Source organism: Microcoleus sp. AT8-A3, assembly GCF_036705675.1.
Classification (GTDB): Bacteria; Cyanobacteriota; Cyanobacteriia; order Cyanobacteriales; family Microcoleaceae; genus Microcoleus.
On sequence record NZ_JAUBVD010000009.1, the window covers coordinates 154596 to 171554 of the forward strand.

Genomic DNA, 16959 nt, shown 5'->3' on the forward strand with positions numbered 1-16959 from the left:
TGCCTAAGTTTTTCGCCAGCTAAACCTCTGATTTTGGGTATAAATCCTGTTTTTTTTGCAGGTGCTGCTTAATTTACTGGGTTTACCGAAATTTTAAGATGGGATTACCATCATACGATCTACAATTTGACATCCACCCCGCCCTATAAGGGCGAGGATTCCTAAGACTCACAACTTAGGTTTCTGCTTCTTTCCCTGACGGGGATTTCGCACCAGCCTTAACAGATTTACTCTGTTGGGGTCTTACAGTCGCTCCACAGACTGATACGGCAAGCCCTGCCGCCAAAATATTTTTCGCAGCGTTAATATCACGATCATGGTGAGTACCGCACTTAGGGCAATCCCATTCCCGGATATTTAACGGCAACTTGTCAACAATGTGGCCACAATTGCCACATCGCTTAGAACTCGGAAACCAGCGATCGATCTTAATTAAAGTGCGACCATACCAATCACACTTGTAATCAAGTTGTCTGACCAATTCCCCCCAGCTTGCGTCACTTATAGAAGCGGCGAGTTTCCGATTTTTAACCATATTCTTCACAGCTAAGTCTTCTACGGCGATGGTTTGGTTTTCACGCACCAACCGCGTCGTTAACTTGTGAAGATTATCTTTCCTTGCATCAGTGATCTCTTGATACACTTTCGCTACTTTAAGTCGTGCCTTGTAACGATTATTTGATCCCTTTTGCTTACGACTTAAAGCTTTCTGCGCTCTTCTAAGTTTGCGATACTTTGCTTTGAATCCTTTGGGATTGACAATCTTTTCGCCAGTGTTCAAGGTAAGCAAGCTGGTAATTCCCAAATCGATACCGACTTGATTACCTGTTTCGGGTAATTTTTCAATTTCTACATCTACCAGTAGAGAAACTGACCACCTGCCCGATGGTGCAAGCTTTACCGTAATAGTTGATGGTATGGCACCATCAGGTAATATACGGCTCCAGCGAATTGGCAATGCTTGTGTGTTTTTTGCTAAGTAGATTTGTCCATCTCTGAACTTAAATGCCGACTTAGTAAATTCTGCGCTGCCACCGTTACGTTTCTTTTTGTAGTTAGGGTATTTTGCTCGCCCATCAAAAAAATTGGTGTAAGCCGTCTGTAAATGTCTCAAGCATTGCTGCAAAGGCACGCAGCTAACTTCGTTAAGAAAATCTAGTTCTTCAGTTTTCTTCCATTCGGTTAACATTGAAGAAGTCTCAGCATATCCTACTCGTTTCTGTTCTGTGTACCAAGCTTCAGTCCTTGTGGCTAAAGCACGGTTGTAGACCAAACGAGCACAACCCAGAGTACGTCGCAACAAATTTTCCTGTTCCGGCGTTGGGTATAATCGATAGCTGAAGGCTTTTAGTGTCATGCTTACTTTAAATGTGCTGTTTTACATAGTAGCACCTCTTATGTAAGATGGTACGTCTTAACAAAAATCTATGTAAAGCCGTCCTACAAGGACGGGGTTTCAGACCCATTTTTTCTGATGAAACGCTCTTTCGCAGGTAAGACAGACACAGGGCTAGTTCGTTCCGTAAATCAGGATTCGTACTACATAGACTCTGACGGGCGATTTTTCATAGTGGCCGATGGAATGGGAGGACACGCCGGAGGTCAAGAAGCCAGCCGGATTGCGACTCAGGCGATTCAATCTTATTTGCTCGAACATTGGGAAGGGCCAGAGGATTCTCCGGTGTTGTTGGAAAAGGCTTTTTTAATTGCCAATCAAGCAATTTTGACGGATCAGCTCGACCACCCGGAGCGTGCTGATATGGGAACTACGGCTGTGGTTCTAATGTTTAGGGATGAGGGCCGACCCTGGTGCGCTAATATCGGGGACTCTCGCTTGTACCGACTGCACGGATCTCGCTTGGAACAGATTACTGAAGACCAGACTTGGGTGGCTCAGGCTGTGAAAAGAAAGGCCCTAACTCCTGACCAGGCTCGCTCTCATCCTTGGCGTCACGTTTTGTCCCAGTGTTTGGGCCGCGATGATTTGCGGGAGATAGATATTTTGCCGGTGGACGTGCAGCCTGGGGATCGCTTGCTGCTCTGCAGCGATGGCTTGACTGAAGAACTTTCCGATCCTTTGATAGCTTCGCCTCTGAAGTCGATTCGCGCCTGCGAGGGCGCTGCAAATGCTTTAATTCAAGCAGCGAAGGATAAAGGTGGACGCGATAATATTACTGTGGTGATCGTGACGATCGACCTCAAATAATATTCATCGCCCGATCGCACCCGACCATCTAAAATCGAAAAATCGAAAAATTGAACAATCTAAAATCTAAAATCTAAAATCTAAAATAGAATGACCCGCGTTATCGGTTTGATCAGCGGCACGTCGGTGGATGGCATAGATGCTGCTTTGGTGGATGTGGTCGGTTCCCAAACAGACTTGAAAGTGCAATTGGTGGCCGGCAACACTTTCCCTTATCCTGCTAATTTGCGATCGCAAATTCTCTCGGTTTGCAGTGGCTCAGCTTTGTCAATGGCTGAACTAGCCCAATTAGATGATGCCATCGCCCAAGAATTTGCCAGGGCAGCCTTGACAATTCAAGCAGAATATGATAAAGCCGAATTAATCGGCTCTCACGGTCAAACCGTCTACCACCGACCTGCTGGGAAAGCCCAGAAAGACAGCGCCGGTGCGTTAATGGGCTACAGCTTGCAAATCGGGCGGGGCGCGCTAATTGCGGAATTGACAGGAATTACTACGGTGAGTAACTTTCGATCGGCAGACATTGCGGCCGGGGGTCAAGGAGCACCCTTAGTGTCAATAGTTGATGCCTGCCTGCTGGCGGAACCCAACATCAGCCTCTGCATCCAAAATCTAGGGGGAATTGGCAATGTTACCTATCTTCCGGCCAGGGGAAAAGGGGGAAAGAATGACGAGTCTGAGATTTTCAGTCTTGGGGATGGCATATCGGGCTGGGATACAGGCCCGGCGAATTCCCTGTTAGATTTGGCAGTACAGCACTTCTCAGGCGGCACTAAGACGATCGACGAAGGTGGAGCTTGGGCGGCATCGGGCACTCCCTGTCAAGCTTTAGTCGAGGATTGGCTCGCATCAGAGTTCTTCCGCCAACCACCTCCGAAATCAACGGGGCGAGAGCTATTTGGTGTAGACTATTTTGACAGGTGTTTGGTCGAGGCCGAAGGTTACAACCTCAGTCCTGCTGACGTGCTGGCTACTCTGACAGAACTGACTGTTGCCTCGATCGTTCACAGTTACCAAACTTTTTTACCGGCTATGCCCGATCGAGTTTTACTATGCGGGGGCGGCAGCCACAACCTCTACTTAAAACGCCGATTGCAATCTCAATTGCATCCAGTGCAAGTGTTGACTACTTCAGAGGCAGGCTTGAATGTAGATTTTAAAGAGGCGATCGCGTTCGCGGTTTTAGCCGCATGGCGGGTTCGGGGCATTCCCGGCAATCTGCCTCAAGTTACTGGTGCCCGGACATCGGTACTTTTAGGAGAAATTAACTCTTGTTGGCACAGTTGGGCGTGATAGCATAGAGTCTGAGGGACAACGGCTGTGCGTTGTTGCACCAGCATTGTAGCCAGCAGGAAAAGCATAGGAACAGCACTGTGGCTCACACGTTTTTAATGGAATCTGGCCAATGGACGCTCGAAGGAAGCTGGATTGAGCGCAATGGCGTGCCAATTACGGTTAAAGGCAAAACTTTAGTGAGCTGGAACCGAACAGATTGGTTCAGTATGGTGACAAAGCTCGTATTTCCTGGAGGCGATCGCGAAGAGATTATTTTGCAGTACCGAGGACACCTCAACAGTGATGAACGGCAGTATACTTTTGTACTCCAACACAGCGAACTCGCCCGCGTCGAGGGCGAAGGTTGGATTGCTCCCCAGTCGATCGTCCAGCGTTATTGGGTATTGGGAGACGAACGCCAGCGGCGGACGGGTTTTGATACCCTTCACCGGGTTGATGAGAACCGCTACTACCAATCTAGCGGCATCATGTCTGGTCATTACTTGACAAGTACAATGGAGGCGACTCTGGAACGTCAGCCGGAATAACTCTTTCTAGAGGCCACAGTTGCCAGTTCTAGGGATTGTGATGTGAAAACTAAAGGTTTTGCTAGTCGGAGGTCGCGCTCAGATGTCCGACTAGCGCCATTGTTGTCAAACCTCATCCGCTGCAAATAAACAAAAATATATTGAATTTGTTAAAAATTTTAAGTGGTTAAAAAATTAACACTTTTTATTAATAGTTGTCCAATTTTCGAGTTGAGACGCGATAAATTATCTTTGCACTCTCCAGTGGTGTCGATCGACAAACTGCTGACATCGACTTCCACATTCAGTGAAATCCACAAAGGAATTGTCAAATTTTCCTCACGTCTTTACAGATGCGTTCTAGCTTCTGCCTTCGAGTGACGCCCCATCACCCCCAACTCCTTTCCGCTTGAGGGAACAGAGTAAGAGACGGAGGTCGCCGACTGCGACTCTTGGCTACTCAACACCTGGGTTAGGTTCTAAACCCCAGTGGTGTTTCAGAAAATGGCGGTACATGGTTTCTCGTAGCATCATTTGCTCGTAAAGCTTGACCAAAAACTCCTGAGCTTGTTCGCGGCTCATGTCACTTACCTGTGTTTTGAAGGAACACAGGCTAAATTGCTGTTCCAAAGACAATTCTGCTGGTTGGCTCATGACTTTGACTCCTCTGTAAGTAAAGGTGACTTAAAACTGAACACCTGGATTAACCAGATTTGTAAGTTGTTTCAGCGATCGACCGTTGGTTTCGGGATGCCCGATTTCCCATCTGGCTTTAGTATATATTACAAAAGGTAACAATGATTTGACAAAATTACCATCTGTCCTAGGAAATAACTTACTTAGGGATAGAGATGGCGAGATGTCTGCAAAAGTTCCTTCCGCAGGCATATACAAGTGTATCTACTTGTCAAGAGAAAAAAGGCTCAGTACGAACCAAAATAATTGAAGCCCTTTATACCAAATCCGGCGGATCTTCTCTCCGCGAGGGGGATAGCGGGAGATGAGGATAGCGGGAGATGAGGATAGCGGGAGATGAGGATAGCGGGAGATGAGGATAGCGGGAGATGGGGAGATGCGGAAAGGGGGAGATTGAAAGATGAGGAGATGAGGAGCGGAAGAGCGGGAGAGCGGGAGATGAGGAGATTGGGAAAATTTCTATTTCTGCTACACAAATACTAGACAAGTCTAGACATTTGCTTCTTACTTCATCGGGAGCATGGGAGCGGTTATCCCTCAGTAAGCTTTCACGGTTTAGCCAACCGCGATAACATAATTGCTGCGTTTAAATCTCTGTCCATCGAATGACCACAACTTCCACAGTTATAAGTCCTTTCTTTGAGTGGCATATCTTGGATGTGTCCACAGTTTGAACAGGTCTTGCTCGACGGGAACCATCGGTCGGCAACGATTATTTCACAGCCAAACTTTTTAGCCTTGTACTCTAACTGGCGTTTGAATTCATGGAATCCACAATCAGCTATTACTTGAGCTAGTTTATAATTTGCCAACATCCCGGAAACGTTCAAATTTTCTACTACTATTTTTGCGTGGTTTTTGCATAAGTAAGTAGTGATTTGATGCCGAGTATTTTTTCTAAGATTTGCTACCTTAGCGTGATGCTTTGCTAATTGAATTTTGGCTTTGTATCTATTCTCGGAACCCTTGACTTTTCTGGCAAAAACCCTTGACAACCTCTTGAGTTTTGCGAGATGTGCTTTGTAGTGCTTTGGGTTCGGAAATACTACGCCAGTTGAAAGTGTAGCTAACTCTTTGACTCCCAAATCAACTCCTACAACATCATGACTTTTGATTGTAGGTTCATGATGTTGTTCGTAGGCAAATGCGATAAACCAACTATCGGCAGTGCGCGAAATGGTAATTGACTTGCAAGTTGTATGAGGCAATCCCTCGTGAGTTTTTACCCAGCCGATTGTCGGCAACTTTATAGATGTACCGCCCACAGGGATAGGCTTACCACTCGCATCAATAGTGAAAGAATCGTGATGCCCCTTCTTCTTGAATTTGGGATAGCCACCTTTTTTTGAGAAGAATCTAGAGAAAGAATCCCCAAGGTTATCAAACGCATACTGGGTAATTTTTTGGCAAATACCTGCCTCTTTAATCCACGTAAACTCAGGTTTTACATGGTTGTTAAAGAATTTCTTGAGGAGGTATTTATTTGGCTTCAGTCCATCTTGATAAAGATTACTCCAAGTAGCCAAGCCCCAATTATAAGTAAACCTTGCTATTCCAGCGTGCTTGCTCATTATTGTGGCTTGACTTTTGCTTAGCTTTAGCTTTGTTTTGATGGACAGAAGCATTGTTCGACCTCAACACTGTATTTCTTGATTGCTCAATTTTGCCAGTTCTTGTACGGGCTTGTCAATAGCATTTTTTAGGTTTTCTTTGAGCTCTTTGGAGTAATTTCGTAGACCGTATAGACGGCAAGAGAAGCAGTGGATTATCGCCATCAAATCTTCTACTAATTCATGCTGGGGGGACAACGATAATTGATTGGCGACTACAATTTCGCATCCAACCGACGTGGCAAGCTCTTGGATGAATTCAAAAGCAAAGCGACACATTCTGTCTTTGTGTGCAATTACAATTATTGATATTTCACCTTTGAGCATTGACAGCATGATTGCTAGAAACTTTTTCCTTTTAAAATTTAGTCCGCCCCCAATTTCTGACACCCAATCATCGACTGTTAATCCTCGACAAGGGCAGAAAGCTTCCATTGCCAGCATCTGATTTTTGAGTTCCGGTTTCTGTCCACTGGACGAAACAAGGGCGGTAGACGACCGTTTTTCGGTTGGCTTCTATGGGCTTCAATCCGTTGGCTATCAAGAGATCATCTTCGGTGTAGAACCGATGACCTGACAGGGTGCGCAAGGCTTGCAACTTCCCTGAAACGTCCCAACGTTGGAGTGTTTTTACTGACAATCCCAGCTTTTTTGCGAAAACGCGCGAGCTTAAACAAAATGGTACACCGCATATTTGTCTATAAGTGTATCATTTTGTCTATTTATTCGCTACCTAGGGACTAGCTCTGTTCTCCCTTCTTCCTTCTCCCTTCTTCCGACGGACATCGGACTGACATCCGTTACATCCCTTACACAATCCGTTGCCGAACCTTCTTCCTAACTAATTGGAGGGCCCGCCATCTTGCGGTGGAGTGGCGACTCCAGGACTGAAATTGGGAGCAGCGGGTGCAGGCGAAACAGGAGGAATGCCCTGATTTGCCCCAAAGTTGCTAGGCTGCCCAGGAGCCGGGAGAGGGGATTGAAACTGATTCGGATTGAACTGCTGCTGCCCGGGAGCGGGGAGAGGGGATTGAAACTGATTGGGGTTGAACTGTTGCTGCCCCGGAGGCACAGGAGACGGCAGAGGTTGACCTGAATTGCCGATCGCAGGTGTCGCGGGAATGCCAGAATTGGGAAGCGAGGGATTGGGCAATGGGGAGGAAGCCGAACTAGGAAGAGTTGCCAGGGCAACTCGATCGCCCCCTACCTCTCTCAATTTGTCTAAAACCTCGACAACCTTGGCATATCTAGCATTTTGAGGAGCGTACAGCACCATCAACCCCGTAGGATTTTGGCTTTGGAAACTCTTTAAAACTCGATCGAGCTGTTGGTAATTAACAGGCAATTGGTCGATATAAGTTTGCCCGAAATCGTCAATGCTGACAATCAGCATCTCTCGCATCTGCGTTTGTCCAGTCTTCGCTTTAGGCAAATCGACATTAATGGCTTGCTGGCGAGTCAGTTGCAAAGCCGCCAGGAGAAAAAACGTCAGAATGCAAAATATCACGTCAATTAAAGGCACCAGTTCAATCCGAGCCTCTTCAGCAGGAGTATCTAGATTAATCTTCATTAGTTCTCAGGAGTTTTAATTATTAGAAGGAGAATCTTCAGCCGGATCGGAACCTTTCAATTTCGGCTCCCGATTCCGTTCTCCCGGTTCTTGAGAATTGAGAGAACGCCTGTTCAAACCATCTGCACCAAAGGAAGAATTGCTGTATTCGGCACCGGGCGCTCGACCCTTAGCATTAGCAGCAGGCCAGTATTGTCTGTAAAGCAATTCGAGTTCATTTCCAGCTTTGCGAAATATTTTTGCCTGGTTGAACAAAAAAGCTTGAAATATCCGATAAAACACCAAGGTAAAAATTGCTACTACCATCCCAGTAGCAGTCGTAATCAGCGATTCGCCAATGCCCGATGTCACGCCACTCGTGGCCGCCGTGCCGATGTCGCCCAGACGGATGGAACTGAGCGAGTTAATCAAGCCCAGGACTGTTCCCAGCAAGCCCAGCAAAGGCGCCAGAGCGATCGTAGCTTCTAAGATTTTGTCGCCGCGGCGCATCGAAGCCAACTCTTCATCGGCTGCTGCTTCGAGTGCGAGTCGAAATAAATCTGGTTCGGGATTGTAGAGCCGCAGGGGTGCAGAAAGAAATCGCCCGATCGGCTGTCTGTTAGCTTGTCTGGCCATCTCGTTAGCCACCCCCCAATCGCTGCGAGCGGCTTCCAGAATGCGGCTAACTATCTGCTTTTCTTTGCTCAGGAGGCTTGCCCAAAACCACAAACGCTCGATAATTGTACTCAAAGATAAAATCGATAACACCAACAGGGGCCACATGGCGGGGCCGCCTTTTTGAAACAGTTCTTGAATATTCACAATATTTTTGCTCCTGCAGTACCCGCTAACTTTTGCTTCTGTTCTACTTTTTTTTACAAATCTAAGGCCATTTAATTTTAGCTATTAATGTACTCAGGACTTACGCACTCGCCACTAAAGAAAGCCGGTTTTGCGAACAGCCCCTTGGGGTGCAACTAAGTATTTTCGTCAAGGAAACCCGGTTTCTGGGTAAGTCTTGGTACGGTTTTCTAGTACCTACGGCCGATGGGCGGCGACTTCCTCACAATTCCTCTAAGTCTTGACACATATCTTGGAGTGACTGGTGTTGAAGGCGGCGGGAAGAGCGGCGATATTTTTTAGTTTGCAGCTTCGGTTCGTAATGCTGCGTACCATCCGACTTGGTTTGCTGCTTCAAACTCGATTCGGCGCTGCTGGAGTTTTGCAGAGCTTGTTCGCGGACGATCGCCTCTTCGAGAAACTGCAAGTAATACTCATAGCGCTCCCAACCCCCCCGCACGACACAGTTAGGCTCGTCTCGGTGCGAACAGTCGCTAAACTGGCAGCTACCCAAAGCCAGCCTCTGGCGCGCTTCTGGGAAATATTCCGCTAACTCGGACGGATCGCATTCGAGAGCCGGTTGATTAAAGCCCGGAGTATCGGCCAAAAGTCCGCCGCCGGGGAGTTCAAATAGTTCGACGTGGCGAGTCGTGTGGCGCCCGCGGCCGAGTTTGCCGGAAACAGCGTTCACTCGCAGATTCAGGGCCGGGATCAGTTGGTTGATCAAGCTGGACTTGCCAACCCCAGAAGGGCCACAAATTACCGTTATTCTTCCTTGCAGGTGGTCTAGAAGCAAGTTCGGCAACGGCATATGTACGGGATTTAACGGATGTAACGGCTTGACCGAATTTGGAAGGTGGGGGTTATCCTCATAAATCAGCAGAGATGGCTCTATTTTCTCCGCTAAGTCATTGAAATGCGGTTCCGAGGCAAAAATTTCATTTTGACCCTTAGCGGGGGCTTCATGAACTCCTAAACCGCTGCGGACGCTAATAAACATTGGTTCGTAGCCCCAGCCTGAAAGCCGATCGCGCCACTGTTCCAACTCATCGGGCGTGACCAAATCGCATTTGTTCAGGCACAAACTCACCTCTAAACCTGTAGATTCTGCCTTGACTAAAAACCGAGTTAATGATGCGGGATCTAAGTCTGGTTCGGCGAGGGCAAAAACCAGGAGAATGCGATCGGCATTAGCTACAGGCGGGCGGTTGAGTTCTGTTTGGCGGGGGAAGACTTCAGAAATTGCTCCCCGGCGGTCAGTCCAGTCCGGTTCGTCTACCACCACCCGATCGCCCACCATCACCTGTTGGCCAATTTTTTTGAGTCGAGTGCGACGAGTGCACAAGAGAATCGGAGAATCTGCAAGGGGGGCCTTTTCCCCGTCAATGGAGACTTCGGGATCTAACCTCACTTGGTAGAAGTTAGCCTGAACAGCAATTACAGTACCCACGATCGAGGGTGAATTCAGGCTCATCCTGCTTCCTGGTGTTCGGGGCGCTGCACTTTCATGGAAAAATAGCCCGACTCCGGCCCATCCGCGACAAATTGCGTTTCCAGAATCTGGTACCCTTCCATTTTCAGACTATCGGGCACTTGTTCGATCGGCTCCCCAGCATCCAGCCACACTTCCAAAACTGCTCCCGGTGCCATTTGCTCCAAGCGCAGTTTAGTGCGGACAAAATTCAGAGGACACGGAGTACCCCGCAGATCGATTTTGGCATCTGGGGATTTGGGATTTTCAATTTTCGATGTTGAATTCATAATACTTTTTGCAATCTCAAATCCTGAAAGCCGTAGTTTTTTAAACAAGTTGCCTGGAAACTGGAGAATCTAAAATTTTGTGTCCAATTGGACACAGACTGTTATTCTTTCTGAAAAAAGTGAGCGCAATTGCGCTCACTTTTTTGAGCGCTGCTGAAACGCAATGCCCAGGAAGCGTCCCACCTGAGATTTTTGTGAGCAATTCCACACAATTTTTTGACAAATACTAAAACCAATGGCTGGGGAATCCTGAAACAGGAAAATTTGACACCAATTGGTGTCAAAAATTGCTTATTTCTGAAACAAATTGCCCAGAAATCCTTCCAAACCGCCTTTACCAGTACGATCGCCCTTCAGCTTAGCAAGCTGCATCAGCAATTCCCGTTCCTCAGCCGTCACCTTAGTCGGAATGTCAATAGACACCGTAATCAAATGATCGCCGCGACTGACTGGATTTCCCAACCGAGGCACCCCTTTTTTCTCCAAAGTCAAAACAGTATTGGCCTGAGTTCCGCTAGGAATCAACAATTCCGTCGGCCCGTCTACGGTTTCCACTTCCAACCGGCACCCTAAAATTGCTTGCAAATAACTAATCTTAACTTCCGAGCTAACGTTAGTGCCGTCGCGCTTAAATAGCGGGTCTTCATTCACCGCCAAGAACACGTAAAGATCCCCAGGCGGCCCGCCCAGTTTGCCGGCATCCCCTTCATTGGAAACCCGCAAGCGAGTACCGTTGTCAACCCCAGCCGGAATTGTGATTTTCAGCTTTTTCATCACTTCTTTCTGGCCTCGGCCGCCACAAGTTTCGCACTTATCCTCAATCACTTGCCCGGTGCCGCTGCAAGTGGGGCAAACTGAAACTTGAGTAAAGCTGCCGAAAGGAGTGCGGGTAGCGCGTCGGACTTGACCACTGCCGGTACAAGTCGAGCAGGTTTGTGGTCTGGTTCCCGGTTTCGCGCCAGTCCCGGTGCAAGTTTCGCAGGTTTCTAGATGCTTGATGCGGAGTTCTTTTTCCCCACCAAACACTGCTTCTCGAAAATCCAGCCGCAAATCGAGGCGCAAATCGTCTCCGCGCACCGGCCCGCTGCGCCTGCGACCTTGCTGTTGTGGCCCACCGACGCCTCCCTGAAAGCCCTGAAAGAAGCTTTCAAAAATATCGGCAAAGCTGTCACCAAAGTCTTGGAACCCAGGCGCGCCTGCACCGCTGACGCCTGCTTCGCCGAAACGGTCGAAACGGGCGCGGGTTTCTGGTTCTGAGAGTACCTCGTAGGCGCGGTTAATTTCTTTAAACCGCTCCTCGGCACCGGATTCTTTGTTGACATCTGGATGGTACTTGCGAGCTAGGCGGCGGTAAGCACGCTTAATTTCTTCTTTGTCTGCGCTGCGAGAAACGCCTAATATTTCATAGTAATCACCGGCCATAGAGCTGCTTGCCTGGAGGTAAATAACAAAAAGTGTACGAAAAAGAAACGGGCTACCTTTCCTGAAATTACAGATTAAAAATCAAAAATTCTCATTGTTAATTTTTAACTTTTAATTTTTAGCTTTTCTGTTTTAAAGGAAAGGATTCATATCATCAACTTCTGGTTCGGGAACCTTCTGTTTTTGTTTTGACTGTGGACTTGACTGTGGACTTGACTGTGGATTTGACTGTGGACTTGACTGTGGATTTGACTGTGGACTTGGCTGTCGTTTTGACTGTCGCTCCGGCTTTGGTTCCGGCTTTGGTGCCGGCTTTGGTTCCGGCTTTGGTGCCGGCGGAGCTTGGGGCGCCACCAGCAGCTCTTCTTTCAGCAAAATGCTGTCGTCGTCCGCTTTAACCTCTTCTGGTTCTGATGATTCTACTTCTGACATCATCTCGCTTTCAACAACAGCTCCTGACGGGGCTACCCCGCTGCGGGCTTGGTCGTAGACTGCTGTCCCCAGCGAGTATAGCAGTTGCTTGAAAGATTCGATTGCGGGGGTGAGTTCCTCGATTGTGATGTCGGGGTTACTCATCGCTGCCCGCAAGGCTGCTGCGGCTGTTTCCGCTTCGGCCTTGAGCTCGTCACTCAGCAGTTGCGCGTTGGTTTTTAAAGTTACACCACAATTATAGACGAGGGAGTCAGCTTGATTTTTGAGTTCGACGAGTAGAGCGCGCTTGATGTCCTCGTCGGCGTAAAGTTCGGCTTCTTGTCGCATCCGCTCGACTTCGGTTTCGCTCAATCCCCCTGTATTGGAAATTTGGATGCTTTGTTCTTTTCCGGTTCCCTTGTCTTCAGCGGCAACTTTGAGAATCCCGTTGGCATCGATTTCAAAGGTAACTTCGATTTGAGGTACGCCGCGGGGGGCTGGGGGAATGCCTTTGAGCAGGAACTTGCCGAGACTTTTATTGTCTTTAACCAATGCCCGCTCGCCTTGGAGGACGTGAATTTCTACCGAGGTTTGCCCGTCTGTCGCCGTGCTGTACATTTGCGATCGGCTCGTGGGAATAGTTGTATTGCGATCGATTACTTTGGTAAACACCCCGCCCAAGGTTTCGAGTCCCAGGGAGAGCGGCGTCACATCGAGCAGCAGCAAGTCTTTGACTTCACCACCCAACACTCCGGCTTGAATTGCCGCGCCTACCGCTACAGCTTCGTCGGGATTGACGGATTTATCGGGAGAAACGCCCCCAAAATACTTGCTAATTGCCTGTTGAACTGCCGGAATCCGGGTTGAGCCTCCCACTAAAATAATTCTGTCTATGTCTTTGGGGGTCAAACTTGCGTCTTTGAGGGCTTGAGTCACCGGATCGATCGTCGCTTGCACCAAATGAGCCACCAGTTTTTCAAACTGAGCTTTGGAGAGTTCCATTTCCAAATGCTTCGGCCCTTTTTCGTCAGAAGAGATGAAGGGCAAATTGATTGAGGTGGATTCCCGGTTGGAGAGTTCGATTTTTGCTTTTTCGGCAGCTTCTCGGAGGCGCTGCAAGGCCATTTTGTCTTGTGAAAGGTCACTGCCTTCTTGAGTGCGGAAAGCTTCTACCAGCCACTGCACTATGCAGTCGTCAAAGTCATCTCCTCCGAGATGGTTGTTACCGGAGGTAGCGTTGACTTCAAAAATTCCGTCTCCCAGTTGCAGGATCGAAACGTCGAAAGTACCGCCGCCCAGGTCAAAGACCAAGATTTTCTGTTCTATATTTTGCTTGTCCAGCCCGTAGGAAAGGGCTGCAGCCGTCGGTTCGTTGACGATCCGCAGGACTTCTAGGCCGGCGATCGTACCGGCGTCTTTAGTAGCTTGCCGTTGGGCGTCTGTGAAGTAAGCTGGCACTGTAATCACGGCTTGTGTAACCGTTTGTCCCAAATAAGCTTCAGCATCTTGCTTGAGCTTTTGGAGTACCATTGCCGAGATTTCTTGGGGAGTGTGAACCTTGTTCCGAATTTGGACGTTAACGGTATCGTCTTTGCCTTTTATGCAGGTATAGGGAGTCCGCGCTCGTTCTTCTTCCGTGTCGTCCCACCGCCGTCCGATAAATCGTTTGATACTGTATACAGTATTTACAGCATTAGTTACAGCTTGCCGCTTGGCTAGTTGACCTACTAAGCGATCGCCCGCCTTGCCGAATCCTACTATACTCGGAGTTGTGCGACCGCCCTCGGAATTGGCGATCACGACGGGTTTACCGCCCTCTAACACAGCTACGCAACTGTTAGTTGTGCCTAAGTCAATTCCAATAATTTTTCCCATAGCGCCTCATAAAACTTTGTGGGATGTTTGGAAACCTCCAACTACAGGTTGGGGGAGGAAAAACGACTCAGCTTGTTTAAACAAGCATTACCAGACTAGATTTGTAGGAAATAAACTTGATGTCCTAAAGCAATATCAAAGACCGGTAAAAACATTTTTCAGAATTTTTGGATAAAGCGCTGACGTGCTTTTAGTCATCTTTAATTAATAAGTTGGTGAGTCTGCCACCTGGGCACCCCCGAATAGAATTCGGGGGTAAGTGACTTTAAGGAATGCAGTAGCTTGTATCCCGATTAACTTTCCGAACTATCGGGATTTTCATCTGAGGCTACCACAGATAGCCCAGCCGCTGCAACTTTCACTTTGGCGTGCCGCAAGACGCGATCGCCCAGAATGTAGCCGCGTTCTAGTTCTTGGATAATTGTGCCTTCCTCGTGTTCGTCAGTTGGCTCGCTGAGTAGAGCTTCGTGGATGTTGGGGTCAAACTGTTCGCCTTCGGGCCGCATCGGAGAAACCCCGATTTGCTTGAGGCTATCTACCATTTGCTTGTAAACACTTTGGTAGCTTTTGTGAATGTTCATTTCGCCGTCGGTTTGCGGCTTGATGTGCGATCGAGCGCGCTCGAAATTGTCAATTACCGGCAACAGGGGTTTAATCGTGAGACACCTTGCCTGTAAATCTAGCTCTTCTTTTTCCTTTTGGGTACGCCTGCGGAAGTTCTCAAAATCTGCTGCTAGGCGGAGATTTTGATTTTTCAGTTCTTCTAGTTGAGCCGATGTGGCTTGCAACTGAGTTTTTAAAGCCTCTTTTTCATCGTTGGCCTGGGCCAGTTCCTTCTTCCAAGGCTCCGCCCCGTCTGCAGTCGGGCTGTTGGTGGAACTGCCGGTGATGGTATCCCCGGATGCGTTTGCTGGCGGGCGATCGCCTTGAGAACTTTGATAAGCTCGAGCAAGTTCGAGCTCCCAATCCGCCGATTCGTTCGAGTTTCCTGATGCCGCCGGATTTTCGCTTGCCATTGGCGAACCCTCTGGGGTGGTTTCCCCAGTTGAGTTAGGATCTTGATCTTGCTGTTTTTCCTCGTCAATCATAAAAGCTGCGCGACAGAACCCTATCAATTCTAGCAGATACAGTTAACCCGGTAAATCTAGAGGACTCGAATTTACTGTGTATCAATACTCCGGACAGTTTTTAAGCAGCCAAAGTACCATAAGACAAGACTGAAGGAAGGTTGGGGTGATTTAAAATCAAATCCGGGTCTAAATCTAACTTATCAATAAAGGTACAAAGTAGATGCTTATTGAATTCTAGGCGTTTATAAGAAGCCATTGAAAACACAAACGATTTGGCAGATGAATGACAACTAGAGAGTTGATATTTGGCTAAATTTAAGGCAATCAGACTGGCATTAAAATGAAAATCCAGCCGTGGTAAATGACGAGCTTGACAATCAGATAATCCCGTAAATTGTTTAGCATCACGAAAAATAAATTCGATTTGAAAACGAGCCTGATAATATTCAACAATTTGCTCAGGTGGTAGATGAATATCAGTGCTAAATAATAAAGCATTTTTGATTTTGCCGTTGGATTGAACTTCAGAGATACAAGCCCACCTAATTTGGCAATTCAAACAACAACTCCAGACGACCAATGTATATAATGAAACCCCCGGTTTTATGTATTTGACAAAGTTAAGACGACTCAGGTCTTGACAGTCAACCTTACCATCATATTTTCGAGGAGCTCCCAGTTTATTTTGTTCGCCTGTATAAAGATAGCGTAGGTTGGCATCAACTCTTAGCTTGCCAATAAAGTCTAAATTCAACTCCCGCACAGCATCCCAGAATTTAGAGCGATAATAATAGCCATCAGCGACCATTTGGACGTACAGAAGTTGGGAAGAAACAACGAGTATTCTTCAAGTGTTTTGCATAGTCATCAACCCTTGTGATGTCAGGCGTTGAGCTGTGAGACTCCTGTTTTTTACGAGATTTCTTTGACCTGCTATTCTTCGGTTTTTGTGGCAGTTTTTTCACGGGCTTTATTTGAGGACGTGATGGAGTTTGTTGCACGCTTAAGCTATAAGATAAACGACTCTCAATTTCGACAATAGAAATTACAGAAATTTCCAAACCCTGTTCCGATTTCCCCGCTACACCATTATAAAAATAACCCTTGCCGTCAGTTTTTTTGCCACTTTTTTTTAAAAAAGAACAATCAATAACAGCAATGACTGTGTGTTCAGGATTTAAGGATTGTTCGAGGAAATATTGATTGAATTGTGGAAAGTTAAAGCTTTTGAGAAAGTGACGACGATAGGTTTTTTCACTCAAACAACTATAACGACTGAGATTCGTGAAGTTGACCTTGCCATAGCTCAGTAAAATAGTTGAGAATAAAGTGATTAAAAACTTCTTTTGGGGTTGACTAATCCCTGGCATTTGTTGTAAGATGGATTCCATAATGTTCATAAGGCAATCTGTTGAGCTTGTGTGTTTTTATAGCTTAACCTAAAAGAGTGCCTTTTTTTCTGTTTATTTTGGGTTCAGATTGCACTCACTTTTTTCACTTCTCTATTTTATTGCGATCCTATCCCTCTTTAAAAACTGTCCGGAGTATTGGTGTATGGCACAATGTGAAAAGAGGAAGTCTCGCCCGACCTGGAGACATTGCTCAAAGCTTTCCCTAAAATATTCAAAGCCCCGTTTAAATAGACCTCTTGCAAAATAATTTTATGATATAATGAAAAGTTTTGCTGAAAGTTGATTGAATCCCAACTCTTAACTTA

General features: G+C 47.1%; 15 protein-coding genes and 1 pseudogene. 3 read left to right on the forward strand and 13 right to left on the reverse strand.

The genetic code is table 11. The features are described from left to right. Positions 1-175: 175 nt before the first annotated feature. Positions 176-1357, reverse strand: coding sequence for an RNA-guided endonuclease TnpB family protein (locus tag QUB51_RS07970; protein WP_333056055.1), 1182 nt, complete (start codon positions 1355-1357; stop codon positions 176-178). 117 nt (positions 1358-1474) lie between these two features. Here QUB51_RS07970 and QUB51_RS07975 point away from each other — a divergent pair, with 117 nt between their 5' ends. From QUB51_RS07975 to QUB51_RS07985, 3 genes are all read left to right on the forward strand, one after another. Next, positions 1475-2206 (forward strand): PP2C family serine/threonine-protein phosphatase, encoded by a 732-nt coding sequence (locus QUB51_RS07975; RefSeq protein ID WP_333224993.1) that lies wholly within the window; start codon positions 1475-1477, stop codon positions 2204-2206. Positions 2207-2296: 90 nt separating this feature from the next. Continuing rightward, positions 2297-3499, forward strand: a complete 1203-nt coding sequence (locus QUB51_RS07980) for an anhydro-N-acetylmuramic acid kinase (RefSeq protein ID WP_333056053.1) — start codon at positions 2297-2299, stop codon at positions 3497-3499. A gap of 80 nt (positions 3500-3579) precedes the next feature. Continuing rightward, positions 3580-4029, forward strand: a complete 450-nt coding sequence (locus QUB51_RS07985) for a hypothetical protein (RefSeq protein ID WP_333056052.1) — start codon at positions 3580-3582, stop codon at positions 4027-4029. 435 nt (positions 4030-4464) lie between these two features. Here the strand turns inward: QUB51_RS07985 and QUB51_RS07990 are convergent, their stop codons facing one another. The 12 genes and pseudogenes from QUB51_RS07990 to QUB51_RS08045 form a co-directional block, all read right to left on the reverse strand. Beyond that, complete coding sequence (locus tag QUB51_RS07990; protein WP_006635253.1) at positions 4465-4662, reverse strand: NblA/ycf18 family protein; 198 nt, start codon at positions 4660-4662, stop codon at positions 4465-4467. Positions 4663-5252: 590 nt separating this feature from the next. Then, complete coding sequence (locus tag QUB51_RS07995) at positions 5253-6329, reverse strand: RNA-guided endonuclease TnpB family protein (protein WP_333260532.1); 1077 nt, start codon at positions 6327-6329, stop codon at positions 5253-5255. Positions 6330-6338: 9 nt separating this feature from the next. Next, positions 6339-7008: pseudogene (locus QUB51_RS08000) on the reverse strand (IS607 family transposase). 147 nt (positions 7009-7155) lie between these two features. Next, positions 7156-7884 carry a biopolymer transporter ExbD gene (locus tag QUB51_RS08005; protein WP_333056049.1) on the reverse strand — a complete coding sequence of 243 codons (729 nt, stop codon included), beginning with the start codon at positions 7882-7884 and terminating at the stop codon, positions 7156-7158. A 15-nt stretch (positions 7885-7899) separates the two neighbouring features. After that, positions 7900-8685: a MotA/TolQ/ExbB proton channel family protein gene (locus QUB51_RS08010; protein ID WP_333212572.1), complete on the reverse strand. Its 786-nt coding sequence runs from the start codon at positions 8683-8685 to the stop codon at positions 7900-7902. Between the two features lie 241 nt (positions 8686-8926). Continuing rightward, positions 8927-10177, reverse strand: a complete 1251-nt coding sequence (gene rsgA, locus QUB51_RS08015) for a ribosome small subunit-dependent GTPase A (RefSeq protein ID WP_333212569.1) — start codon at positions 10175-10177, stop codon at positions 8927-8929. Further along, positions 10174-10464 (reverse strand): sulfurtransferase TusA family protein, encoded by a 291-nt coding sequence (locus QUB51_RS08020; protein WP_333056046.1) that lies wholly within the window; start codon positions 10462-10464, stop codon positions 10174-10176. The genes rsgA and QUB51_RS08020 overlap by 4 nt, the downstream gene beginning before the upstream one ends. Before the next feature lie 291 nt (positions 10465-10755). Further along, the gene (gene dnaJ, locus QUB51_RS08025) at positions 10756-11886 is read right to left on the reverse strand and encodes a molecular chaperone DnaJ (protein ID WP_333212567.1); all 1131 of its coding nucleotides are present in this window, start codon (positions 11884-11886) and stop codon (positions 10756-10758) included. Between the two features lie 132 nt (positions 11887-12018). Next, positions 12019-14172, reverse strand: coding sequence for a molecular chaperone DnaK (gene dnaK, locus QUB51_RS08030; RefSeq protein WP_333212565.1), 2154 nt, complete (start codon positions 14170-14172; stop codon positions 12019-12021). Between the two features lie 293 nt (positions 14173-14465). Then, a complete protein-coding gene (grpE, locus tag QUB51_RS08035; protein ID WP_333056043.1) occupies positions 14466-15260 on the reverse strand; it encodes a nucleotide exchange factor GrpE in 795 nt (264 codons plus the stop codon). Between the two features lie 100 nt (positions 15261-15360). Then, positions 15361-16050: a transposase gene (locus QUB51_RS08040; RefSeq protein WP_333056042.1), complete on the reverse strand. Its 690-nt coding sequence runs from the start codon at positions 16048-16050 to the stop codon at positions 15361-15363. Next, positions 16040-16642 carry a hypothetical protein gene (locus QUB51_RS08045; RefSeq protein ID WP_333056041.1) on the reverse strand — a complete coding sequence of 201 codons (603 nt, stop codon included), beginning with the start codon at positions 16640-16642 and terminating at the stop codon, positions 16040-16042. Before QUB51_RS08045 ends, QUB51_RS08040 begins: the two co-directional genes overlap by 11 nt. Positions 16643-16959 lie beyond the last annotated feature (317 nt).